The organism is Allobosea sp. GW821-FHT10B12, assembly GCF_059415545.1.
In genome coordinates this window covers 220,036-241,549 of record NZ_JBWKNL010000003.1, presented here as the reverse complement: position 1 = coordinate 241,549, position 21,514 = coordinate 220,036, and the positions used below count along the sequence as shown (strand labels likewise).

Sequence of the window (21,514 nt, the reverse complement as noted above, 5' to 3'; positions counted from 1 at the left end):
CGCCTGACCAGTTCCGCGAGGCCCGACCACGCGGTTGGGTTCAGGCCAACGTTTCCAGTCCGAACACCTCACCCCTACCCCTCTCCTTCCAGGAGAGGGGATCCCGCGCCTTACTTGGAAATGACTTACCCGCCGCAGCGCTGCGCCATCACGGCAAAGCCCTTCTGGCCGCCGGCTAGGGGGAAGCTCTGCGTCTCGCCCTCGACGCGCAGGGTCAGGCTCTGGCCCTTGCGCAGCACCGCCTGCAGCACCGGCGTCAGCGTCGTCGTCGCCTCGAAATGATTGCCCATCTCGTCGCTGATCAGCTTCATGGGTAGATCAGCCTGCCCGCCGCTCGACGACAGCTTGGCGGTCGTGACGGCATTGTCCTTCATGCCTTCCTTGAAGAAGGGGATCCGTACGGTCAGGCTCCTGCTGGCGAAATCGCAGGAGAAGAACAGCCGCTGATCGTCGGTCTGTGGCATCTCATAGGCGACGACGATGCCCTCGCCATCCTGCCGGACGCCCCAGCTCAGGCCGTCCTTGGCCAGCACAGCGGCAGTCTGGAGCGCCAGAGCGGGCGCCAGCAGAAAAATTGCCCTCGGGATCATCGTCGTCGTCCTCATAGCCATCGATCGCCGCGCCTTTGCGCCGGACAGGCGACAATTCGCGGGTTGCACCGTCATTGCGGATGGCCTGGCTTCGCGCGCGATGACGGCAAAAGTTGAGCGGACAAAAGCAAACAGGCCGCCCGAAGGCGGCCTGTCCACAACTCGGTGATGTCAGCCTGTTCAGGCCGGGACGGCGGCGGTGCCGAAGCCGGCTTCGCGGGTCTGCGGGCTGGTTTCCGACACCGGCACGACACGCGAGACCGAGCGGCGCTCGTCGTCGATGCGCTCGATCAGGAAGAAGGCGCGCTCGGCCGAACCGAGCAGCGCCAGGATCGCGCCGCGCTCGACCCAGGGCAACTCGGCGCCGAGGCGCAGGCAGCGCTCGCGGACCGCCGACAAGGCGGCGATGCGCGGCTCGGCTTCGGCCGAGACGATCGGCGCATCCTGGCCGGCCGGAACGATGGCGCGCATCGCCTCGGCGACCTGGTCGATGATGCTGTCGACGACCTCGCGGCCGGGCTGGCCGAAGGGCTGGCGCTCGATGCGGCGGGCGATCTGGTAGAGCGTCTCGCCGAGGCTGGCGGTGAAGTCCTCTTCCTCGATCAGGCTCGCGACCAGGTCGGCGCGAGCATAGGGCATCTCGGGCGTGAACATGCCGGAGGTGTAGGCGCGGATGTCGCGGTTGAGCACGTCGATCGCGGCGTAGTGCTCCTCGCTCTTCTGCGGCGCGTCAGGCTTGTCGCGGGCGATGTCGAGGAAGAGCTGCGAGGCCTGGAGATAGCGGCCGGTTTCCTGCTGGATGTTGGCGACGGCATGGGCGTGGTCGGTCGCCTTGGCGAGGAAGCGCGGCGTCGAGTAATCCTCGATGTCGTCGACCGAGGAGGCGCCGACCCGCGACAGGACCCGCTCGAACACGCCGACGAAGGGGAAGAGCAGGACGGTGTTGAAGATGTTGAAGAAGGTCGAGTAGAGGCCGATCGCGACGGGGACGAGCGGGAAGGTCTCCTTGCCGTCCTTGATGACCGGGATGCCGGGATTGCCACCGAACCACTGCATCGCCCAGGTCAGGATGTCCATGGAGACGAAGAAGAGCGGTATCGTGATGGCGACGCCGATAATGTTGAAGGATATGTGGGCGTAGGCCGCGCGCTTGGCGTTCTTCGACAGGTTGAGCGAGGCCATCCACGAGGTGATGGTGGTGCCGAGGTCGGCGCCGAGCGAGAAGGCGACGGCGGTCTTCCAGTCGAGGATGCCGGCGGCGCCGAGGCCCATGACGATGCCGATCGTCGCCGAGGAGGAGTGGATCATCGCGGTGATGCCGGCGGCGATCAGCACGCAGTAGATCAGGTTGAGATAGGTGTCGGCCTTGAGCGAGGAGATGACGCTCATCACTTCCGGCATCGAGCGCAGCGGACGCAGGCCGCCGGTCATCAGGTTGAGGCCGTAGAAGATCAGCGCGAAGCCCATGCAGGCGAGCGCGATGTTCTTCACCTTGTCGGTCTTGGCGAAGATGTGGACCAGCGCGAAGATGCCGGCGAGCAGCAGGCCGAGCGGGCCGAGCGGCAGCGCGATCAGGCCGTTGCCGAGCGTCGTGCCGATATTGGCGCCCATGATCACCGAGATCGCGGGCCGCAGGCCGATGACGCCGGCATTGACGAGGCCGACGACCATGACGGTCATCGCGGTCGAGGACTGGATGATGCCGGTGATGAAGGTGCCGGCCATGACACCCTTGACCGGCGTGCCGGCGATCTTGGCGAGCAGGGCCCGCATCTTGTTGACGGCGAGATTCTGAATGCCGTTGCTCATGAATTCGAGGCCGAGCATGAAGATGCCCAGGCCACCGATCACAGGCACGATCACCTGCGTGAAAATGTCGACTTGCATGCTCTCGACTCCGACAAGGGGTGCGCGGACGCCTCTGCGGCCGGGTCGAGCCGTCACGGCGAGCGCAGGCGCGCAGGTCCTGCAATGGACGCGCGTGCTGCTCCGTGCCGGTTTCCCCACCTGGCTAACGGAGTCCTTAGGCAGGTCGTACGACAGCTGGGTGACTATGCGTCACAATTGCGATGAACCGTTTCAATGGTTGGCCGCCGGCGTCGATACGCGCCGACGGCCACGTTTTCAGCGGCTAGAGCATGCGGATTTCACGCGGCATCACACCGTCATCCTGGACAAGCGGCGAAGCCGCGCAGCTCCGGGATCCCATCATAGGGCTGTGGAGTTCTACGATGGACCCCGGGCCGAGCTTCGCTCGCCCAGAATGACGATGGTGGCTCCGTGTAAAGTCAGCACGCTCTAGGCCGCCGCCTCATCGAGGTCGAAATGGAAGACCTTGGCGATCAAGCGCCAGCGCCCGTCGAGCCTGATGAAGCTCAGGAGATCGGTGAAGCGCTTTGGCCCGATGGCGCATTCGACGCGGGCCAGCGCCGTGACCGGCCCGGCGAATTCGATCGAGACGATGCGGTCGCGGCGGGGCTCGCCGCGGCTGGCGGGAGACGGCCGCTTCGCCACCATAGGCAGGTACTGATCCATGGTGAGATGGGTCAGGCTGCCTTCGCTGCCGCAGGCGTAGATCGCCTGCGGGTGGAAAAGCCGGCCGAGCTCTTCGGTGTCGCTGTGATGGAGCCCGTCGAAATAGTCGCCGAGCGCGGCGACGATCTCGGCGAAGCGCGGATCGGCGCTCATTGGAGCAGACCCTCGGCGCGCATCGCCTCCTGCACACTGGCGCGGGCGCCGATCCGCGCCATGAAGGCGCGCAGCTTCGGGAAAGCGTCGAGCGGGACGCCGCGGCTGTCCGACCAGTTGACGATGGTGAAGAGGTAGCCGTCGGCGACGCTGAAGCGCTCGCCGAGCAGGTGGCTGCGGCCATCGGCGAGGAGGCTCTCGATATGAGCGAGCCTCTTGGCGACGCGGGCCCGCGCCGTCGTCTTGCCGTCCTCGGTCGTGTCGGGGAGGAAGAGCGGCGTGTAGGCCTTGTGCAATTCGCTGCCGATGAAGTTCATCACCTCCTCGAGCCGGACGCGTTCGAAGCTGCCGGGTTTCGGCGCCAGATCGGCGTCGGGGGCGAGATCAGCGATGTAGCGGGCGATGACCGCGCCTTCGGTCAGAACGGCGCCGTCTTCGAACTGCAGCGCCGGGACATAGCCCTTCGGATTGACGGCGGCGTAGTCGGCGCCGGTCTCGGTCTTGCCGGCGACGAGATCGACCTTTTCGAGGGTGACGGGCAGGCCGGCCTCGCGCAGGGCGATATGGGGCGAGAGCGAGCAGGCACCCGGGGTGTAGTAGAGCTTCACGGCGGTTTCCTCATCCGCGTTGACGATGGCGGAGAGCTAGGCGCAAGCGGTTACCTCTGTATACGGGGTAACTTGTTGTAACTGCGTTTTCCGGTATCTTCCCGGTAACCGGAGGAGTGCGCGCGATGGCCTTGAAACTCAGGAAGAACCGCGCGGCGGCGCAGCCAGAGACCTGCAATGTCGGGGCCTGCATGCAGGTGCTCGGCGGAGCCTGGACGCCGAACGTGATCTGGTTCCTGTCAGGCGGGCCGCGCCGTTTCGGCGAACTCAGGCGCGACATCCCGGCGATCTCGGCCAAGATGCTGAGCGCACGCCTGCGGGTGCTGGAGGAGAAGGGCGTCGTCCGGCGCAAGGTCGCGCCGACCACGCCGCCCTCGACCGAATATGCGCTGACCGAGCTCGGGCAGGAATACGTGCCGGCGATCCTGGCGATCGCCGAGGTCGGCGCCAAGCTGAAGGCGCAGGCTGCGGCGCGGGCGCAGGCGGCCTGAGAGCTGGGACTCAGCCCTTCGCCGCAGCCTCCAGCCCAGCGATATCGAGCTTGACCATTGTCAGCATCGCCTCGGCGACGCGCTTGGCCTTGGCGCGGTCGGGATCGCGGACGAGCTCGCCCAGGCGCTTGGGCGTGATCTGCCAGGACAGGCCCCAGCGATCCTTGAGCCAGCCGCACTGCTCGAACTTGCCGCCTTCGCCGAGCGCCTCCCAGAGCCGGTCGACCTCGGCCTGCGTCTCGCATTCGATCATGATCGAGAAGGTGTGGTTGAAGGCGTCGGAGCGGTGGGCTTCGAAGGCCTGGTAGCGCTGGCCATCGATGGTGAAGGTGGCGATCTTGACGCTGCCGGCCGGTCCGCTCGGCGATTCCGCCGGCAGGGCGCCGCTCCATTCGAGCGCGGAGTTCGGGATCAGCGAGGTGTAGAGGCTGATCGCCGCGTCCATATCCTTATCGAACCAGAGATTCTGGATGACCTTCATCGCCATGCTCCTTGCTGTGTCATCAGACCAGGTTGCGGCCTGTCGTCTCAAGGACGAAGGAGGGGCGAGGGTTCCGACAGGGGACGGGGATTTTTCTTGAGGGGGCTCGTTCCAGGAGCGGAGGCCGCACCTGGAACGAGCTTGTGCTCACATGCCGAATGCAGGAGCGGGCCCGCCCTTACGGCGAGGCCGCTGCCTCGTCACCAGCGATCGTAGCGGGGGCGGCCATAGCCGTCGCCATATCCGCGCCGGTAACCGTAGCCGCCGCCATAACCACGTCCGTAGCCGCGCCCGTAACCGTCACCGCGGCCGTAGCGGCGATCGTAGTAGCGCTGGCGGTCGATATTGTCCTGAATCATCTGCATCCGGCGCAGCTTGGCGTCGCTGGCGGTGAACTCGGCCGGGAGCTTGTCGAGCTGCTGCGCGATCGTGGGCGCAAGCGCGCCGTCGTGCGGGGTCGCAGGCGCGGCGCTGGCCGCCGTGGCGGAGCCGATGAGCAGGGCGGCTGCGATCAGTAGATGTCGCATATGGGGTCTCCTGATGTGTCGAGGCGATAATCGCTGTCGCAACTGCAACACCACCTGAACGGGTTTGTTGGCTCGCGTTCAGCAAGCGCGGGGCCAGACGGCCGCTTCGGCACGCACAAGCGCGATCAGGCGAAGCTGCCCGCCTGCGAAGGGGTGCATCAAGAAGGTTGCCGAAAGGTTGCGGTGCTGGTCGGGGAGGGCACGGCCGGCGCTGCTGCGAGCCTGCGATCAGGCGAGTTCCAAGTGGAGGCTGCCGTGACAGCGGTTGTGGCGCGGCTGCGTGACGCCGCGAACGGCGGCTAAGGGTCGGAAGCGGACTTCCGATCAGAGGTAGCGTGCGAGAACGTACACCAGCACAAGGACAACTATCGTCGAAAGAGCGCCCGCGAGGGCGACGAGTCCACTTATGCCGCCAACTCGGTCGCCTCTCTTAAACGCCGGCACCAAAGTTCTTACGCAGTATAATGAGTTCAATAGAAGCAAAAAAATAAGAGTTATTATAACAATTGTCGAGGCCTGCATGCGACTCTCTCTTAGAAATGCCAAATATGAAGAACAGCGCTGATAGCGTGTGGCGCATAATGGCTCCTTTGCCAAACTCTTAGCGCTGCAAAGAGAGGGACCGCAATGGGTCGTTTGCGGACATATCCTTGTAATCATCGTTTGCCCCGCAACTTGTGAAATATCCGATTCGACAAGGACACGTATCCCGCTATCGATTGAGGCTTCGGCGTGTTAGCGTCGCCGAAACCGGGGGGAATGCGATGATACGAGTCGAAGCGTTGGGAATTGCGTTCTCGTTCCTTTTCCTGACGGAGGCTGCGGTCGCACAGCAGATCTACAGCCGCGAGCCAGGCAAAGGGCAAATCCGCTCTGGCCAGACCGTTCTTGTCGATGACGGCAAATGTCCACGAGGGCAAATTCTGGAGGTCAGCGGCGGCACAAATCCGGGCCTACGCGGGCAGCACGGACGATCGACAGAGCGAACACGGCGCTGCGTTCCCCGCCGATAGGGAAGCGCTTCTACCGCAAATTGTAAAACCGAGCGCGACGTTAGCGGAAGCGACCGATTTTCACGCGGTTAGCCCGCCTCATAGATCGCTGCTGGCTACCTGCGGCGACTACACGATGTCCGCAATGGGTCGGGAGCGGACCTAAGGCCGATTTAGGAAGGCAGAGAAAGCCACCCACGCGAGCCACGTGCAGATCGTCAACGCCGCAAAGCTCAGGATATGCGCGATGATCAGCGAAAGCCTGTCAGATGCAGCCCAAGCAATGCACAATCCGGCTCCAACGCCGACCATTGCGGCCGGCACACCGACTACCAGGAACACCAACTCCGGGTAGCTTTCACCGCGCCCCATCCACTCCCATACCCATGGCGTGAATGAGAACAACGCCATTGCCCCCAAGGCGCAGATTGCAACGATCAGCGGTAAGAACCGGCGGGCAAAATTCGCAGCGACCACTTTCTGCATCGGCACCAGTCTACTGCATAGCTCGGGTTCCGCTATGGGTCGGGAGCGGAAGCTCGGGAGCATGGCGGAGTACGCCGCTATCCCGCGTAGGCAAAATAGACTTTTCCTCTCAGCGGATCGACAATCGTGACGCTGCCGCCGCGACCGTAGGAGTAGAAAGAGCCTTCCGACTGGATCGCATGATTAGCCTCGGCATCTCGTCCGCTTTCGATGGAAATAGTAAACCCATACTTCTCCTGAAATTCCTGAATGGTTGGCGGATGGTTCGGCTCGCGCCTTGCTGACATCATCTGCGGGTCATGGTCATACGGATGCCAGCGCCGGTCGCCGGCGTCGTTTACCGGTGTTGGATACCAGCCGCCCCCAGACAGCTTCTCGCGGAGCTGGCTCCCCTGTGCTCGCGCCCACTCGGCGCTTTCGTTGGTCAGGCGATAAACAATGAAACCTGTCTCGTTGTCGCCGGGCAGGAATCCGAGCCCCCATCTTTCCTCAAGGCGATAGTCTACGGCTGCGACTTCGAGTGGGGCAGGAACGTTGGCCAGCAACAGGCGATATTCCTCCCGCTTGAACCAGATATAGGGGGGCACCGACAACGAGAAAGCCGATAGCGATAATCGCCAGCCGCCTTGCGGCTCTGCCGGGCCCGGCCTTTCGCCAAAGTTGGTAGGCAAAGCGCAGCAGGAGAAATAGGAGGCCGACCAGAAGCAACGCCGCTAGCGCCAGTGTCATGACAATGGTTAGCAACGGCGGAAAGCTCCATGACATCGTGATCTATCTCGCGAAGCGGGATTTCCGCGGCGGGTTGGTGATATTGACGCAGCAGTTGCCGGCAGCGGCCTCTCGGTCGTGACCCGCTCAAGTTGAGAGGTTGCAAATCAGTCCAGTGGTTTTGCCACGTCTGACAATCTCTGCGCTTCCCCACGACATTCGCGTTGCGCGTGCGAGGTCGGCGCCGAGGACGCTTTCCACCGCAGGCTTCGAAGCATCAAAGAAAATCGAGATAACGCTTATGCCGTTCTCGATACCCATGTCGAAGGCAATCTCTTGGGTACGCAGCCCGCGATAAGTTCCTGTGAGTGGAACACTGATGCGCCGATAGCCTGCGTTGTCGCGATTTTCTATTTTTGCCTTGCCGAACGCCGCGGCGAAACGCGGGGGAAGGGTTACCTTGGGCGAAGGCTTCTTGTTCGGGTCGGGCACATATCGAAGCCGCAACTCGTTCCAGAGGGCCGATACTGGCTCGGATGTGCGGCACGCAGAGTCGCCATCGGCCTTCTCAATCCCGCCAATGAAATCATCGAGGTTGATGAGCTTCGTTTCGGCTGCCGCGCAATCAGCATAAACGCAAACGACAAAGGTAGCTGCGAACAGCCTCATCATTGCCATCTACCTCGACTTCGACCGCGGCTATATTTCAATGTGAGGTTATGCGTGTCGATTTAGCACGCCGGCGGATGTCCGCAACGGTCGATAGCTGCAGTTCTGATCAGCAAGCCCGGCTGCCCGGCCGCCAGCTTGATGGCGGCCGGGCCTTGTCGGATCAGGCGACGTCGAAGCGGTCGAGGTTCATCACCTTGGTCCAGGCCGCGACGAAGTCCTTGACGAACTTCTCCTTGGCGTCGGTGCTGGCATAGACCTCGGCCAGAGCGCGCAGGATCGAGTTCGAGCCGAAGACGAGGTCGACGCGGGTGCCGGTCCATTTGGCGGCGCCGGTCTTCCGGTCGGTGCCCTCGAACACGTCCTTGTTCTCGGAAATCGCCTTCCACTGTGTACCCATGTCGAGCAGGTTGACGAAGAAGTCGTTCGTCAGCGCGCCCGGCCGGTTGGTCAGGATGCCGTGCTTGGAGCCGTCGGCATTGATGTCGATGGCGCGCAGGCCGCCGATCAGCACCGTCAGCTCGGGCGCGGTCAGGGTCAGCAGCTGAGCGCGGTCGATCAGCGCGACCTCGGCCGGCACCTTGGCGCCCGGCTTCTGGTAGTTGCGGAAACCGTCGAGCACTGGCTCCATCACCGCGAAGGAATGGACCTCGGTCTGCTCCTGCTTCGCGTCGGTGCGGCCAGGGGTGAACGGCACGTCGACCGCCTGGCCGGCGGCCTTGGCCGCAAGCTCGACGCCGACATTGCCGGCCAGCACGATCAGATCGGCCAGCGAGATCTTCTGGTCGCCGTCGGCCTCCTTGTTGAACTGGCGACGGATGCCGTCGAGCACCTCGATCACCCTGGCGAGCTGGGCCGGCTGGTTGACCTCCCAGTCCTTCTGGGGGCTGAGGCGAACGCGCGCGCCATTGGCGCCGCCGCGCTTGTCGCCGCCGCGGAAGGTCGCGGCCGAGGCCCAGGCGGTGCCGACCAGCTCGGAGACGGAGAGGCCGGAGGCCTTGATCTTCTCCTTGAGCGCTGCGACGTCCGCCTTGCCGACCAGCGGATGATCGGTGGCCGGCACGACGTCCTGCCAGATCAGCTCTTCCTTCGGCACTTCCGGGCCGAGATAGCGCGAGCGCGGGCCGAGGTCGCGATGGGTCAGCTTGAACCAGGCGCGGGCGAAGGCCTCGGCGAAGGCCTGCGGGTTCTCGAGGAAGCGGCGCGAGATCTTCTCATAGGCCGGGTCCAGGCGCAGCGACAGGTCGGTCGTCAGCATGGTCGGCTTGTGCTTCTTCGACGGGTCATGGGCGTCGGGGATGACCGCCTCGGCGTCCTTCGCCTCCCACTGGATCGCGCCGCCGGGGCTGCGGGTCTGGACCCATTCGTACTTGAACAGGTTCTCGAAGAAGAAATTGCTCCACTGCGCCGGCGTCTGCGTCCAGGTGACCTCGATACCGCTGCCGACCGCATCGGCGCCATGGCCGGTACCGTAATTGCTGGCCCAGCCGAGGCCCTGCGCCTCCAGCTCGGCGCCTTCCGGATCCGGCCCCTTATGCGACTCGGGCGCCGCGCCATGGGTCTTGCCGAAGGTGTGGCCGCCGCCGATCAGCGCGACGGTCTCCTCGTCGTTCATCGCCATGCGGGCGAAGGTCTCGCGGATGAAATGCGCCGCCGAGATCGGATCGCCATTGGCGCCCGGACCTTCCGGATTGACGTAGATCAGGCCCATTTCGGTGGCGCTCAGCGGCGCATCGAACTTGTCGAGCGGGCGATGGGTCAGCCATGCCGTCTCGGTGCCCCAACTCACATCGTGATCGGGCTCCCAGCTGTCTTCGCGGCCGCCGGCGAAGCCGAAGGTGCGGAAGCCCATGGTCTCCAGCGCGACATTGCCGGTGAGGATCAGGAGGTCGGCCCAGGAGATGGCCTGGCCGTATTTCTGCTTGATCGGCCAGAGCAGGCGGCGCGACTTGTCGATGTTGACATTGTCCGGCCAGCTGTTGAGCGGAGCGAAGCGCTGCTGGCCGCGACCACCGCCGCCACGGCCGTCGGCAAGGCGATAGGTGCCAGCGGCATGCCAGGACATGCGGACGAATTGCGGGCCGTAATTGCCGAAGTCCGCAGGCCACCAGTCCTGCGAGTCGGTCATCAGCTTGCGCAGGTCGTTCTTCAGCGCGTCAAAGTCGAGCTTCTCGAACGCCTTGCGGTAGCTGAAGGCCTGGCCGAGCGGATCGGACTTGGCCGAGTGCTGGTTCAGCAGGTCGACAGGCAGCTGGCTCGGCCACCAGTCGCGATTCTGCCGGGTGCCGCCACCATGGGCGACGGGGCATTTGCCCGTGCTGTCCTCAGTCTTCGCGTTCATGTCTCTCTCCGAGCTTGCAGGGCTGGCTGCGGGTGGTCTTAGCAGGGCCATTTCATTATTTTAATTCCGATTTTCTGATCGCGACGATAAGTTGCGATTATGACAAATCTGACTTTCAAGCAGCTCCGCTATTTCGAGGCCTTGGCGCGGCATGGCCATTTCGGCCGGGCGGCGGATGCCTGCGCGATCTCGCAGCCGGCTTTGTCGCAGCAGATCAAGGCGTTGGAAGAGGAGCTCGGCGCCGAGCTGTTCGAGAGGGACAGGCGCCAGGTCCGCCTAACCAGCTTCGGCGAGGAGATCGCGCAGCGGACAAAGGACATCCTGCGCTCGCTCGACGAGCTCGAAGGCTATGCGCACGCCGCGCGGGACGGGTTGCTGGCGCGCCTGCGCATCGGCGTGATCCCGACCGTCGCGCCCTATCTGCTGCCTGGCCTGATCGGCGACCTCACGCGCCTGCATGGCGGCCTCGACCTGCATGTCCGCGAGACGCTGACGCCGAAACTGGTCCAGGAGCTGAACGAGGGGCGGCTCGACATGGCGATCGTCGCCCTGCCGGTGTCGGAGCCGTCGCTGACCGAGGTCGCGCTCTTCACCGAACGCTTCGTCCTCGTGCGGCCGCGCGAGGACGAGGGCAAGCCGGCGCCCGATCGCGAGGCCCTGCGCGAGATGCGGCTCTTGCTGCTGGAAGAGGGGCACTGCTTCCGCGAGCAGGCTTTGTCCTTCTGCAACACCAAGCCGCGCGCCGTGCAGTCGCGCGACCTGCTCGATGCCAGCTCGCTGTCGACGCTGGTGCAGATGGTCGATGCCGGGCTCGGGGTCACGCTGATCCCCGAAATGGCGGTGGCGGTCGAGACGCGCTCGGCCTCGGTCTCAGTGACCCATTTCAGGAAACCGGAACCGTCCCGGACCATCGGCATGGTCTGGCGCAAGACGAGCCCGCTGGCCAAGCCGCTGCTGCAGATCTCCGAGATCGTTCGCCAGTCGGCGGGCAAGCTGCGGCAGAGCCATGAGATATCGTCCGGTGATCGCGGCCTGCCGGCCTGACGAAACACGCCTTGGCGTTCGCCGCCCGGCTAGACTGCCCGCGACATGCGCATCACGGCTGCGTCCTCCGCGGCCGGCACCGGATCGCCGAACAGGCGCAGGCAATTGCGGCCGGCGGCCTTGGCGACGTAGAGCGCCGAGTCAGCCTCGGCGAAGCGCCGCTCCGGGTCGTGCAGCAGGCCGGGGCGCAAGACGGTGGCGCCGATGGAGGCGCTGACCTCGATACTGGTGTCGCGCCAGGTGACCGGGCGGGCGAGCGCCTTCTGCGCCTGGTCGAGCCGGTGAAGCAGATAGGGGCGGCCGGCGGCAGAGCAGAGCAGGAGGCCGAATTCGTCGCCGCCGATGCGGGCGATGATCGTGGCGTCGCTGAGCGAAGTCTCCAGCCGCATGGCGAGCTGGCGCAGGCATTCGTCGCCTGCGGCATGGCCGAAGCGGTCGTTGATCGGTTTCAGATTGTCGAGGTCAACGATGGCGAGCAGGCCGAGCGCGCAGGCGTCGCCGGTGTGGCGACGCAGATCCGAGAGCTGCGTCTCGAAGGCGCGGCGGTTGGCGAGGCCGGTCAGCGGGTCGCTGTAGGCGAGGCGGCGCAGCCCCATCCACATGTCCTTCTCGCCGGTGATGTCCTGCTTGGCGCCGTGGATGCGCACAGGCCGGCCATGCTCGTGCGTGACGGCGGCGGAGAGGCGCATCCAGCGCTCGGCGCCGCCGGCGGTACAGATGTGGGCGTCCATGACGAAGCCCTGGCCGCTGGCGATCAGCCGGCGGCGCAGGCGCTCCATCTCGGCGCGCGACTCGTCATGGTAGAGCTCGACGATCGACCGGCGAGGAATCGGTGAACCGCGTGGCAGGCCGAACAGGTCGTAGATGCCGTCGGTCCAGCTCAGCTGGTTGCCGGCGAGCCGGCATTCCCAGGCGCCGATGCAGGCCATCAGCGCAGCCTGGTCGTAGAGGCGTCTGGCTTCGGCGTCGGAAAGCGGCATCGGCGAAAGGCCTCACACCGCGCAACTCGTGCGGCCCTCCGAAGCTAGTTTCGCAATCGTTAATGAAGACTTCCCGTTGCGTCAGCTCACTCGCGCCGGAGCGCCTCGATCGGGTCGAGCCGCGCCGCCTGCCGCGCCGGATAGAAACCGAAGAAGACGCCGATCAAACCGGAGACGCCGACCGCGACCAGGATGGTCTGCGGCGAGATCACGAAGGGCCAGCCGGCAAAGCGCGCGATCGCGGTCGCAGCACCGATGCCGAGCGCGATGCCGACGGCGCCGCCGATGGTCGCCAGGGTCGTCGCCTCGATCAGGAATTGCGAGAGCACGTCGCGCTGGCGGGCGCCGACGGCGAGGCGCAGGCCGATCTCGCGGGTGCGCTCGGTGACCGAGACCAGCATGATGTTCATGATGCCGATGCCGCCGACCAGCAAGGAGACACCGGCGACGGCGGCGAGCAGCCAGGACAGGGTGCTCGCCGCCGCGGTCGCGGTGTTGGCGATCTCGGTGAGGTTACGGACGATGAAGTCGTCCTCCTGCTCCTCCAGGAGGCGATGGCGCTGGCGCAGCAGAGCCCGGGTCTGTTCGATGCCGGGGTTGATCGCCTCCTCGCTGGCGAACTTGACCATGATGGTCTGGACCGAGCGGTCGCGGGCATAGTTGCGCCCGACGATGCGGCGCCGGCCGGTGTCGAGCGGCACGAAGATGACGTCGTCCTGGTCCTGGCCGAGCGCCGACTGGCCCTTGCCCGCCATGACGCCGATGACCTTGAACGGCACGTTGCGGATGCGGAACATCTGGCCGAGCGGATCGCTCTCGCCGAACAGGTTCTTGGCCACGGTCTGGCCGATGATGGCGACGATCTCGCTGCGGCGCAGCTCTTCCGGCTCGAACAGGCGGCCTTCGGCGAGGCCCCATTCGCGGGCGGTGAAGAAGTCGAGATCGGTCGCGGTGATCGTCGTCGACCAGTTGGTGCCGGCGTAGACGGCCTGAGCCCGGGTGGTGATCACCGAGGCTGAAGCGACGACGTCCTCGACCTCGGCCAAGACGGCTTTTGCATCCTCGTCGGTCAGGGTCGAGGAGGCGCCGGCTCCCAGGCGGACGCCGCCCTGCGTGACGTTGCCGGCCTGGATGATGGCGAGATTGGCGCCGAGCGACTTGATCTGACTGTCGACGCGCTCGCGGGCGCCCGAGCCGATCGCGACCATGGCGATCACGGCGGCGACGCCGATGATGATGCCGAGCATGGTCAGCGCCGAGCGCAGCGCGTTGGCGCCGATGGCGGAGAGGGCGGAGCGGATGGCTTCGATGAGGCTCATTCGGCGGCCTCCGGCATGGGGGTGGCACTGTCATGCGCGGCGAGCGCGGCACGCGCATCGGCCGGCTCCTGGCGGGTGTCGGCGATGACATGGCCGTCGCGGAAGCGCACGACGCGCCGGGCATGGCGAGCGACCTCGGCATCATGCGTCACCAGCACGACGGTGACGCCCTCGCGATTGAGGTCCTGGAACAGCGCCAGGATCTCGAGCGCGGTGCGGCTGTCGAGCGCGCCGGTCGGCTCGTCGGCGAGGAGCAGGCGCGGCTGGTTGACCAAAGCGCGGGCGATGGCGACGCGCTGCTGCTGGCCACCGGAGAGCTGCATCGGCCGGTGATGGGCGCGGTCGGCGAGGCCGACGCGGGCGAGAGCATTGAGCGCCCGCTCGCGCCGCGACTTGCCGTCGAGCCCGGCATAGACCATCGGCAATTCGACATTGGCGCAGGCATCGACGCGCGGCAGCAGGTTGAACTGCTGGAAGACGAAGCCGAGCTTGCGGTTGCGCAAGGTCGCGAGCCCGTCGCTGGACAGGGTCTCGACCGCGACGTCGTCGAGCCGGTAATGGCCGCCGGTCGGCCGGTCGAGGCAGCCGATCAGGTTCATGAAGGTCGACTTGCCGGAGCCGGACGGGCCCATCACCGCGACGAGCTCGCCGGCCTCGACGTCGAGCGAGACCCCGGCGAGCGCAGTGACGCGGCCGGAATCGAGATTGTAGACCCGGGAGAGATCGCGCACCTCGATCAGGGGCATGGAAGCGGCCCTCAGAACAGGCGTGGGCCGCGCGGGGCCGGGCCGCGGCTCGCAGGGGCGGTCTCGGCATTGCGCGGTCCGCCGCCGATCAGGACATCGGTACCCTCGGCGATGCCGGCCGCCGGCAGGATCTGCGTGAAGGCGCCATCGCTCGGCCCGAGCCGGACCGCGACCGGCTTGGGCTGGCCTTCGCCATCGAGCACATAGACGCGGCCGGGCGTGACCTCGCTCTGCGCCGCCGGCCGGCCCTCCTGCATCAGCGCCTCGAACTTGGCCCGGCGCTCGGGATCGAGCACGGCGGCGACCTTGGCGCGCAATTCTGTGCGGGCGGCGCGGCGCTCCTCCTCGGAGAGGCCGGCCATGGCCTGGCGGTTGCCTGTACGCTGCTCGGCCATGATCGCGGCGATGGCCTGCTTCTGCTCGGGCGTCGGCTGGACCTCCTCCTCGATGCGCTCGCGCAAGGCGCCGGCAGCGCGGCCGCCACCTCCACCGCGTCCCGCTTGCGCCGTCTCGGCCGGCACTGGGGCGGGCAGGGCAGTCGGCCCGCCGAGCGGGCGGAAGCGCAGCGCCGCATTCGGCACACGCAGCACGTCCTGCCGGTCGTCGGTGACGATCTGGAGATTGGCGGTCATGCCCGGGAGCAGAGCAAGGTCGCGGTTCGCGACGCGGACGACGCCGGTATAGGTGACGACGTTCTGAATGGTCTGGGCGCCGAGGCGGACCATCTGCACCTTCCCCTGGAAGGTGCGGTTCGGATAGGCGTTGACGCTGAAGGAGACGTCCTGGTCGACCTTGAGCCGGCCGACATCGGCCTCGTCGATATTGGCGTAGATGTCGATGGTGCGCAGGTCCTGCGCGATCTGGAACAGCACCGGCGCCGAGAGCGAGGCGGCGACCGTCTGGCCGAGGTCTACCTGGCGCTGGACGACGACGCCGTCGACCGGCGAGCGGATATCGGTGCGCTCCAGATCGATCAGGATGTCCTTCAGCTTGGCGTCGCGCTGGGCGATCAGCGCCTCGCCGGACTGGACCTGGCCTTCCGCCAGGGCGATGTCGGCGTCGAGCCCGCCGATCTCGGCCTTGAGCGAGGCGATCTGCGCCTCGTTCGAGGCGAGCGTCGCGGTCTGGATCTCGACTTGGGTGCGGGCGCTGTCGAGGCCCTGCTGCGCGCCGGCGCCGCGCGTGAACAATTCGTTCTGGCGGTCGAAGGTGCGCCTGGCGTCGGTGAGCTGGGCGCGGGTGCGGTCGCGCTGGGCCTCGAGGTCGTTGACGGTCGAGTTCGCCTTGGTCCGCGCCACCTTGGCCCGATCGAGCTGGGCGCGCTTGACGACGAGATCGGCCCTGGCCTGCTGCAGGTCGGCGGCGGCGGCGTCGCGGCGGGTCTTGATCTGGTCGCTGTTCAGGCGGGCGACGATCTGGCCGGCCTTCACCTGGGAGTTATAGTCGGCGAGGATCTCGACGATCTGGCCGGAGAGCTGCGAGCCGACCACGACGGTGGTCATCGGGGTCAGCGTGCCGGTGGCCCGGACGGAAGCCGTGATCCGGCCGCGGTCGATCGCGGCGGTGCGATAGGGTGTGTCATTGGCGGCGCCGCCGGTCGGGCGCAGCGCGAAATAGCCTGCCGCCAGCGCGCCCGCGCCGATGACCGCACCGATTGCCCAGAGACGCACGTCCGTTCATCCTCCGAGGCCGGGACAAGAGCCCGCCTTCCATTGCCGCGCATCATGCCAGATTCAGGCGGGCGAGACGAGTTAACTCGCTGCAATGTTGCGGAAAGCTTGCCGGAAGCGGCGGCTCAGGCGGTCCGCGCTTCCTGCGTCAGCGCCAAGAGGTCGCGCAGCGTCGTGATCGTCGAGCCGTCGGCGACGCCGTCGACCTTCTCCGGGCGCCAATGGCGCTGGAAGGCGGCGACCACCGCCTCGAAGCGCTCGTCATAGGTGCCGTCGACCGAGACGCCATAGCCGAGCATGGCGAACATCGCCTGCAGCGCCTCGACCGGCGGGCCGGCGTCGCCGCGGGCGAAGAAGCGGCCGCCCTTGATCGGCGCGGGCTCGGTCCAGAGGCCGACGCCGCCCTCGGCGAAGCGCCGCCAGGGGAATGTCTCGCCCGGATCGATCTTGCGGCCGGGAGCGATGTCGGAATGGGCGAGCACGCGTTCGGGCGGGATCCGCCAGCGCTCGCAGATGTCGCGGCAAAGGTTCAGGGTCGCGGCGATCTGCGCTTCCGGGAAATCGGGCAAGCCGCCGGGATGGCCGGGATTGGCGATCTCGATGCCGATCGAGGCCGAGTTGAGGTCGGTCTCGCCGGCCCAATGCGAGGCGCCGGCATGCCAGGCGCGGCGCGCCTCCGGCACGAGCTGGAGGATATGGCCGTTCTCGAAGACAAAATAATGCGAGGAGACCTGCGAGGCCGGGTTGCACAGCCACTGCAGTGCCTCGCCGGCATCGGGCATGCCGGTATAGTGCAGGATCAGCGTGTCGGGCCTGCGATCAGTCGAGCCATCGTGGAACTTGCGCTCGCCATGATTGGGCGAGGGGAAGACCTTGGCGGCGAAACGGCTGTCGGGTTCAAGGACGAGACTCACGCCGGCTCCGGCTGCTTGCGGCCGAGGCCGCGTTCCTTCTCGATCGCGTCCCAGGCGGCGTTGATGGCGGCGAGGCGGCGGGTCGCGATGCAGACCGCTTCCTCGGGGAGGCCGCGGGCGATCTCACGGTCGGGATGGTTCTCGATGACGAGGCGGCGATGGAGCTGCTTCAACTCGCCATCGCTCATCTCGCGGCTGGCGCCGAGCACGAGATAGGGATCGTCGCGGCGGCGCAAATGGCGCGCCTCGATGCGGGCGAAGCCGGCTTCGTCGATGGCGAAGATCGTCGCGACATTGCGCAGATAGTCGTGCTCGCGCTCATGGATCGCGCCGTCGGCGGCGGCGATCAGGAAAAGACCGTCGAGCACGTCCTCGAGCAGGGCCGGCTCGTCGCTGAAGGCTTCGGCGATCTGCTGCGCATAGGCCTCGAAGCCGGCGCTGGTCTGCTTGGCGAGGTCGAACAGGCGCTCGACATGCGCCTTCTGCTCCTCCGGCACCTCGACGATGCGCTCGAAGGCGGCGATCTCGTCACGCGTCACCACACCGTCGGCGCGCGCCATCTTGGCGGCGAGCGCGACCAGGCCGGTGGTGAAGATCAATTGCTTGGGGGCAGGGCCGAAGAGTGCGCCCTCGCGGTCGATCAGGACATGCCCGGCCAGGGCGCCAACGAGCGCGCCGAGCGGCCCGCCCAGCGCGAAGCCGAGGCCACCGCCGCCCAAAGCCCCCCAGAAAGACGACGTCATCGATTGCTCCGCCATGGCCGAACCGGCCATGGCCCCTGCCTAAAACGGCCTTGGCTCAGCGGCAATAGAGCCGGCCGTAATAGTCGCGGTAGTAGCCGTAGGGGCAGCCGCCGCCATAGTAGCCGTCGTCGTAGTAGTAGCCGCCGCGGCGATAGGGCGAGGTCGCCGAGCCGACGATGGCACCACCGGCTGCGCCGATCGCGGCACCGGCGAGTGCGCCACCGGCGCGGCCAGTGGCGAGCCCGCCGATCAGGGCGCCGGTCGCGCCTCCGACCAGGGCGCCGCCGCCGACGCGTTCCTCATGCGGCGTGCAGGCGCCAAGCGCCAGCCCGACAGTCGCGATTGCGATCAACTTCTTCATCTCGATCCCCCTTCTCGGGTCGTACCTAGCGGCACGGCTCCGGCCGAAGCCGACTTTCTGCATTGCGACCGGGAATTGCGGTCGCAATGCGGCGATGATTTGGCCTGCCGCCATGACTGCGTCAACGCCGGGCAGGATGAATCGTTCCGCCGTTCAATACATGATGATTACTTCTATCAAAACGAGGCTAAAGTAATCATTCTACTTCTGATTCCGAATGAAATTCATTCGTATCGGCCAGATTGTCGTCACATTCATCTAGCATTTCGCCGATCCGTTTTGCGCTGCAACAGATAGATGAGATCCCTCCCGCATGAACAATATCTCTGGTAGCGGCTGCGCCGCCTTTGCGATTTGCCTGGCCTTTCTTCAACCCGCTTCTGCCCAGGTGAATGCCGAGACGGATGCCCGCGCCTTCATCGTGCGGGAAGCCGAAATCAGACGTCAGGCCGAAGCGGCCGGGCAGGGTCAGGACAGGCAGAAGGCGAGCGAGACCGCCGATGCCAAGGACGAGCGCAAGGGCCGGGCCAGGAGCGCCAGGACGGGCCGGGAAGGGCGCACGCCGCTGGCGGCGCCGGCCGGTTCGGAAGGCCTGCGTGCGCTGGTCGCCCGCCACGCTGCCGCCAATGGCGTGCCGTTCTCGCTGGCAGACGCCGTGGTGCGCATCGAGAGCCGCTACAACCCACGTGCCTCGAATGCCGGCAATTACGGGCTGATGCAGATCCGCCACCAGACGGCGCGCGGCGTCGGCTACAGCGGCGGGGCCGCCGGCCTGCTCGATGCCGAGACCAATGCCCGCTACGCGATGAAATATCTCGGCCAGGCCTACCGCCTTGCAGGCGGCGATACCTGCCGCACCGTGATGAAGTACCAGAGCGGCCATATGACTAACCGTATGAACGGCGCCAATCGCGTCTATTGCGGCAAGGTGCGCACCATCACCGGCGCAGCCCAGGCCAGCAACTGAACTTCCGGCGCCCCTGCGCTTGACCGCTCCGGCCTTTCGAGCGCAAAGGGAGCCCGCCAGTCGGCCGGACGGCCGCTCCTGCTTCGGCAGGGGAGGAAAGTCCGGGCTCCACGGAAACACGGTGCCGGATAACGTCCGGCGGGGGCGACCCCAGGGAAAGCGCCACAGAGATCGAACCGCCGCGCGCTTCGGCACGCGGTAAGGGTGAAAAGGTGCGGTAAGAGCGCACCGCGGACCCGGCAACGGGGACGGCATGGCAAGCCCCACCGGGAGCAAAACCGAATAGGGACGATGCTCGCCCGCAAGGGCGAGGGGCCGGTTTCCAGGCCTGGTCGTCCGGGTTGGTTGCTCGAGGCGCGCAGCAATGTGCGTCCCAGAGGAATGGCCGTCGCGTCGGGGGAGCGATCCTCCGGCCATCCAGAACCCGGCTTACAGGCCGGCTGGCATCCCTTCTGCAATGAAAAGGGCCGGGAGCGATCCCGGCCCTTTCATGCTCGGGCAGGCTGCGATCAGAGCGCGTAGCTCCATTCGGCCGTGGTGAAGCGGTAGCCGTTGCCCTCCTTGCTCACCTTGCCGAAGCCGGGGAAGGGGATGTGGGCGCCGCTGATCACCAGTTTGTCGGCCGCTGCCATGTCGAGCACCCGCCGGCGCGAGGCGACAGCCTGCCTGGCATCGGCGTCGAAGGTGAAGACGATCTCGGGCTGGGCGGTCTGCAGCACGACATTGTGGATGCAATCGCCGACGAGCAGGAGCTGCTGGTTGCCGGAAGACAGACGCAGGATGCTGTGGCCGGGCGTATGGCCCGGGGCGTGCTCGAGCGTCAGGCCGGGAGCGACCTCGCCGGCCTTCACCTTGCGCGTCCGGCTGGCATAGGGCGCCAGCGCGTCGCGGGCGGAAGCGAAGAACGGTTTCACCGCGGCCGGCGCCTGGCTGAGGATGCCGTCATCGTGCCAGAAGGCGTGTTCGGCCTCGTGGATGATCAACTCGGCATTGGGGAAGCGAGCCGTCTTCTGCGCGCTGAGCAGCCCTTCGTGATGGTCGGGATGGGCGTGGGTCAGGATGATCGCGTCGATCTGCGCGGGCTCGATCCCGGCCGCGCGGAGATTGGCTTCGGCCCGGCCCATGGTGTCGCCCATGGCGTTCCAGGCGCCTGAGCCGGTGTCGACGAGATAGGTCCGGTCCTTGCTATTGACGACGAAGGCGTTGACCGACGTCGGCAGGCTCTCGTCGAGGCCGGCCCCGGCGATGAGCTGGCCGACGGTCGCCGGGTCCGCGCTGCTGAAGGATTTGGCGCCGAGCGGGACATAGCCGTCGAGGATCGCGGTGATTTCGAGGTCGCCGAGCTTTCGGCGGTAGATGCCCGGCACCTGTGCGCCGGTCAGGGGAGCGCGAGCCTGCGCGGGCAGGGCAGGCGCCAGGGCGGCTGCGGCGGCCGCGGTGAGGAAATGGCGGCGATCGATCATGGGATGTTCCAGAGGCTTTGAGGTTGACGCTTCCGGAAACGAGGCCTGCCGCGGCAGGCCAAATCGTCTCACGGCCGGAGGGATGCCCGGCCGTGAGGCTCAGATGGGTGGCGCAGCGTCAGGCCGCAACCGTCAGCTGGACGTCGATATTGCCCCGGGTCGCATCCGAATATGGGCAGACGATATGGGCCTTCTGGACGAGGTCCTCGAGCTTGGCCTTGTCGATGCCGGGCGCCGAGATCGTCAGCTTGGCTGCAATGCCGAAGCCCTTGCCGTCATCGCGCGGGCCGATGCCGACATCGGCGCTGACGCGGGCGTCGTCCGGGATCTTCACGCCTTCCTTGCCGGCGGCGAACTTCAGCGCGCCGAGGAAGCAGGCGGAATAGCCCATGGCGAAGAGCTGCTCGGGATTGGTGCCCTCGCCACCGCCGCCGCCGAGCTCCTTCGGCGTATTCAGGACGAGCTTGACGTTGCCGGTGTCGGTCGCAGCCTGGCCTTCGCGGCCACCGGTGGCGGAACCATGGGCGGTGTAGAGGATCTTCATGACTGCTCTCCTTGCTGGGCGGCTCGTCCGCCGTGGTCGATGTGAATTAGATTGTGCACAATTGAATTGTCTGCAATTCACTTTTCCGTGAACGGGCAGCGCTCGGCGCGATGAGAGAGTATCTTGAGTTCATCGCAGGGGAGACTGTTTCATGGGCGGGTTGTTCCAATCCGATCGGATCG

23 protein-coding genes and 1 other RNA gene are annotated in these 21,514 nt (G+C 66.3%); 5 read left to right on the top strand and 19 right to left on the bottom strand.

Annotated elements, in window-relative coordinates:
• Positions 1 to 125 precede the first annotated feature (125 nt).
• The 4 genes from AC07O0_RS10980 to gstA form a co-directional block, all read right to left on the bottom strand.
• Positions 126 to 611: a hypothetical protein gene (locus AC07O0_RS10980; protein WP_494622857.1), complete on the bottom strand. Its 486-nt coding sequence runs from the start codon at positions 609 to 611 to the stop codon at positions 126 to 128.
• Positions 612 to 770: 159 nt separating this feature from the next.
• Positions 771 to 2,477 carry a Na/Pi cotransporter family protein gene (locus tag AC07O0_RS10975; RefSeq protein ID WP_494622855.1) on the bottom strand — a complete coding sequence of 569 codons (1,707 nt, stop codon included), beginning with the start codon at positions 2,475 to 2,477 and terminating at the stop codon, positions 771 to 773.
• Positions 2,478 to 2,888: 411 nt separating this feature from the next.
• On the bottom strand, positions 2,889 to 3,278 hold the full coding sequence (locus tag AC07O0_RS10970; protein ID WP_494622853.1) for a nuclear transport factor 2 family protein: 390 nt from the start codon (positions 3,276 to 3,278) through the stop codon (positions 2,889 to 2,891).
• Entirely contained in the window at positions 3,275 to 3,886 is a 612-nt protein-coding gene (gene gstA / locus AC07O0_RS10965; RefSeq protein WP_494622851.1) for a glutathione transferase GstA, read from the bottom strand. Before gstA ends, AC07O0_RS10970 begins: the two co-directional genes overlap by 4 nt.
• 125 nt (positions 3,887 to 4,011) lie before the next feature.
• Here gstA and AC07O0_RS10960 point away from each other — a divergent pair, with 125 nt between their 5' ends.
• Entirely contained in the window at positions 4,012 to 4,377 is a 366-nt protein-coding gene (locus tag AC07O0_RS10960) for a winged helix-turn-helix transcriptional regulator (protein WP_494622849.1), read from the top strand.
• Positions 4,378 to 4,387: 10 nt separating this feature from the next.
• Here the strand turns inward: AC07O0_RS10960 and AC07O0_RS10955 are convergent, their stop codons facing one another.
• Entirely contained in the window at positions 4,388 to 4,858 is a 471-nt protein-coding gene (locus tag AC07O0_RS10955) for a VOC family protein (RefSeq protein WP_494622847.1), read from the bottom strand.
• 200 nt (positions 4,859 to 5,058) lie between these two features.
• On the bottom strand, positions 5,059 to 5,385 hold the full coding sequence (locus tag AC07O0_RS10950; protein ID WP_494622845.1) for a hypothetical protein: 327 nt from the start codon (positions 5,383 to 5,385) through the stop codon (positions 5,059 to 5,061).
• Between the two features lie 764 nt (positions 5,386 to 6,149).
• On the opposite strand from AC07O0_RS10950, the gene AC07O0_RS10945 reads away from it, so the two are divergent.
• Positions 6,150 to 6,398 (top strand): DUF6719 family protein, encoded by a 249-nt coding sequence (locus AC07O0_RS10945; protein WP_494622843.1) that lies wholly within the window; start codon positions 6,150 to 6,152, stop codon positions 6,396 to 6,398.
• Between the two features lie 141 nt (positions 6,399 to 6,539).
• Here AC07O0_RS10945 and AC07O0_RS10940 read toward each other — a convergent pair whose 3' ends face one another.
• The 4 genes from AC07O0_RS10940 to katG form a co-directional block, all read right to left on the bottom strand.
• Entirely contained in the window at positions 6,540 to 6,863 is a 324-nt protein-coding gene (locus AC07O0_RS10940; RefSeq protein WP_494622841.1) for a hypothetical protein, read from the bottom strand.
• A gap of 77 nt (positions 6,864 to 6,940) precedes the next feature.
• Positions 6,941 to 7,456: a hypothetical protein gene (locus AC07O0_RS10935; RefSeq protein ID WP_494622839.1), complete on the bottom strand. Its 516-nt coding sequence runs from the start codon at positions 7,454 to 7,456 to the stop codon at positions 6,941 to 6,943.
• A gap of 262 nt (positions 7,457 to 7,718) precedes the next feature.
• Positions 7,719 to 8,240 (bottom strand): hypothetical protein, encoded by a 522-nt coding sequence (locus AC07O0_RS10930; RefSeq protein WP_494622837.1) that lies wholly within the window; start codon positions 8,238 to 8,240, stop codon positions 7,719 to 7,721.
• Between the two features lie 163 nt (positions 8,241 to 8,403).
• The gene (gene katG / locus AC07O0_RS10925) at positions 8,404 to 10,581 is read right to left on the bottom strand and encodes a catalase/peroxidase HPI (RefSeq protein WP_494622835.1); all 2,178 of its coding nucleotides are present in this window, start codon (positions 10,579 to 10,581) and stop codon (positions 8,404 to 8,406) included.
• 99 nt (positions 10,582 to 10,680) lie between these two features.
• On the opposite strand from katG, the gene AC07O0_RS10920 reads away from it, so the two are divergent.
• Positions 10,681 to 11,625, top strand: a complete 945-nt coding sequence (locus AC07O0_RS10920; protein ID WP_494622833.1) for a hydrogen peroxide-inducible genes activator — start codon at positions 10,681 to 10,683, stop codon at positions 11,623 to 11,625.
• Between the two features lie 29 nt (positions 11,626 to 11,654).
• Here AC07O0_RS10920 and AC07O0_RS10915 read toward each other — a convergent pair whose 3' ends face one another.
• The 7 genes from AC07O0_RS10915 to AC07O0_RS10885 form a co-directional block, all read right to left on the bottom strand.
• Positions 11,655 to 12,605 (bottom strand): diguanylate cyclase domain-containing protein, encoded by a 951-nt coding sequence (locus AC07O0_RS10915; protein ID WP_494622831.1) that lies wholly within the window; start codon positions 12,603 to 12,605, stop codon positions 11,655 to 11,657.
• A gap of 86 nt (positions 12,606 to 12,691) precedes the next feature.
• On the bottom strand, positions 12,692 to 13,924 hold the full coding sequence (locus AC07O0_RS10910) for an ABC transporter permease (protein WP_494622829.1): 1,233 nt from the start codon (positions 13,922 to 13,924) through the stop codon (positions 12,692 to 12,694).
• Positions 13,921 to 14,670: an ABC transporter ATP-binding protein gene (locus tag AC07O0_RS10905; RefSeq protein WP_494622827.1), complete on the bottom strand. Its 750-nt coding sequence runs from the start codon at positions 14,668 to 14,670 to the stop codon at positions 13,921 to 13,923. The genes AC07O0_RS10910 and AC07O0_RS10905 overlap by 4 nt, the downstream gene beginning before the upstream one ends.
• A gap of 11 nt (positions 14,671 to 14,681) precedes the next feature.
• Complete coding sequence (locus AC07O0_RS10900) at positions 14,682 to 16,340, bottom strand: hypothetical protein (protein ID WP_494622825.1); 1,659 nt, start codon at positions 16,338 to 16,340, stop codon at positions 14,682 to 14,684.
• Positions 16,341 to 16,465: 125 nt separating this feature from the next.
• Positions 16,466 to 17,254: an N-acetylmuramoyl-L-alanine amidase gene (locus tag AC07O0_RS10895; RefSeq protein ID WP_494622823.1), complete on the bottom strand. Its 789-nt coding sequence runs from the start codon at positions 17,252 to 17,254 to the stop codon at positions 16,466 to 16,468.
• On the bottom strand, positions 17,251 to 17,997 hold the full coding sequence (locus AC07O0_RS10890) for a TerB family tellurite resistance protein (protein WP_494622821.1): 747 nt from the start codon (positions 17,995 to 17,997) through the stop codon (positions 17,251 to 17,253). Before AC07O0_RS10890 ends, AC07O0_RS10895 begins: the two co-directional genes overlap by 4 nt.
• A gap of 55 nt (positions 17,998 to 18,052) precedes the next feature.
• A complete protein-coding gene (locus AC07O0_RS10885) occupies positions 18,053 to 18,358 on the bottom strand; it encodes a YMGG-like glycine zipper-containing protein (RefSeq protein ID WP_494622819.1) in 306 nt (101 codons plus the stop codon).
• Positions 18,359 to 18,671: 313 nt separating this feature from the next.
• Between AC07O0_RS10885 and AC07O0_RS10880 the strand changes: the two genes are divergently transcribed.
• Positions 18,672 to 19,325 carry a lytic transglycosylase domain-containing protein gene (locus AC07O0_RS10880; protein ID WP_494622817.1) on the top strand — a complete coding sequence of 218 codons (654 nt, stop codon included), beginning with the start codon at positions 18,672 to 18,674 and terminating at the stop codon, positions 19,323 to 19,325.
• A gap of 56 nt (positions 19,326 to 19,381) precedes the next feature.
• Positions 19,382 to 19,773, top strand: an RNA gene (gene rnpB / locus AC07O0_RS10875) — RNase P RNA component class A.
• A gap of 61 nt (positions 19,774 to 19,834) precedes the next feature.
• On the opposite strand, the gene AC07O0_RS10870 is transcribed toward rnpB, so the two are convergent.
• Both AC07O0_RS10870 and AC07O0_RS10865 read right to left on the bottom strand, forming a co-directional pair.
• On the bottom strand, positions 19,835 to 20,788 hold the full coding sequence (locus AC07O0_RS10870) for an MBL fold metallo-hydrolase (RefSeq protein ID WP_494622815.1): 954 nt from the start codon (positions 20,786 to 20,788) through the stop codon (positions 19,835 to 19,837).
• 118 nt (positions 20,789 to 20,906) lie between these two features.
• Positions 20,907 to 21,332 carry an organic hydroperoxide resistance protein gene (locus AC07O0_RS10865; RefSeq protein WP_494622813.1) on the bottom strand — a complete coding sequence of 142 codons (426 nt, stop codon included), beginning with the start codon at positions 21,330 to 21,332 and terminating at the stop codon, positions 20,907 to 20,909.
• Between the last annotated feature and the right edge of the window lie 182 nt (positions 21,333 to 21,514).

Coding starts and splice junctions, on each gene's coding strand:
- AC07O0_RS10980 (WP_494622857.1), bottom strand. CDS start 611: ATGGCTATGAGGACGACGACGATGATCCCGAGGGCAATTTTTCTGCTG.
- AC07O0_RS10910 (WP_494622829.1), bottom strand. CDS start 13,924: ATGAGCCTCATCGAAGCCATCCGCTCCGCCCTCTCCGCCATCGGCGCC.
- AC07O0_RS10950 (WP_494622845.1), bottom strand. CDS start 5,385: ATGCGACATCTACTGATCGCAGCCGCCCTGCTCATCGGCTCCGCCACG.
- AC07O0_RS10970 (WP_494622853.1), bottom strand. CDS start 3,278: ATGAGCGCCGATCCGCGCTTCGCCGAGATCGTCGCCGCGCTCGGCGAC.
- AC07O0_RS10920 (WP_494622833.1), top strand. CDS start 10,681: ATGACAAATCTGACTTTCAAGCAGCTCCGCTATTTCGAGGCCTTGGCG.
- AC07O0_RS10865 (WP_494622813.1), bottom strand. CDS start 21,332: ATGAAGATCCTCTACACCGCCCATGGTTCCGCCACCGGTGGCCGCGAA.
- AC07O0_RS10905 (WP_494622827.1), bottom strand. CDS start 14,670: ATGCCCCTGATCGAGGTGCGCGATCTCTCCCGGGTCTACAATCTCGAT.
- AC07O0_RS10930 (WP_494622837.1), bottom strand. CDS start 8,240: ATGAGGCTGTTCGCAGCTACCTTTGTCGTTTGCGTTTATGCTGATTGC.
- AC07O0_RS10890 (WP_494622821.1), bottom strand. CDS start 17,997: ATGACGTCGTCTTTCTGGGGGGCTTTGGGCGGCGGTGGCCTCGGCTTC.
- AC07O0_RS10940 (WP_494622841.1), bottom strand. CDS start 6,863: ATGCAGAAAGTGGTCGCTGCGAATTTTGCCCGCCGGTTCTTACCGCTG.
- AC07O0_RS10880 (WP_494622817.1), top strand. CDS start 18,672: ATGAACAATATCTCTGGTAGCGGCTGCGCCGCCTTTGCGATTTGCCTG.
- AC07O0_RS10975 (WP_494622855.1), bottom strand. CDS start 2,477: ATGCAAGTCGACATTTTCACGCAGGTGATCGTGCCTGTGATCGGTGGC.
- AC07O0_RS10885 (WP_494622819.1), bottom strand. CDS start 18,358: ATGAAGAAGTTGATCGCAATCGCGACTGTCGGGCTGGCGCTTGGCGCC.
- AC07O0_RS10945 (WP_494622843.1), top strand. CDS start 6,150: ATGATACGAGTCGAAGCGTTGGGAATTGCGTTCTCGTTCCTTTTCCTG.
- katG (WP_494622835.1), bottom strand. CDS start 10,581: ATGAACGCGAAGACTGAGGACAGCACGGGCAAATGCCCCGTCGCCCAT.
- AC07O0_RS10915 (WP_494622831.1), bottom strand. CDS start 12,605: ATGCCGCTTTCCGACGCCGAAGCCAGACGCCTCTACGACCAGGCTGCG.
- AC07O0_RS10960 (WP_494622849.1), top strand. CDS start 4,012: ATGGCCTTGAAACTCAGGAAGAACCGCGCGGCGGCGCAGCCAGAGACC.
- AC07O0_RS10870 (WP_494622815.1), bottom strand. CDS start 20,788: ATGATCGATCGCCGCCATTTCCTCACCGCGGCCGCCGCAGCCGCCCTG.
- AC07O0_RS10955 (WP_494622847.1), bottom strand. CDS start 4,858: ATGAAGGTCATCCAGAATCTCTGGTTCGATAAGGATATGGACGCGGCG.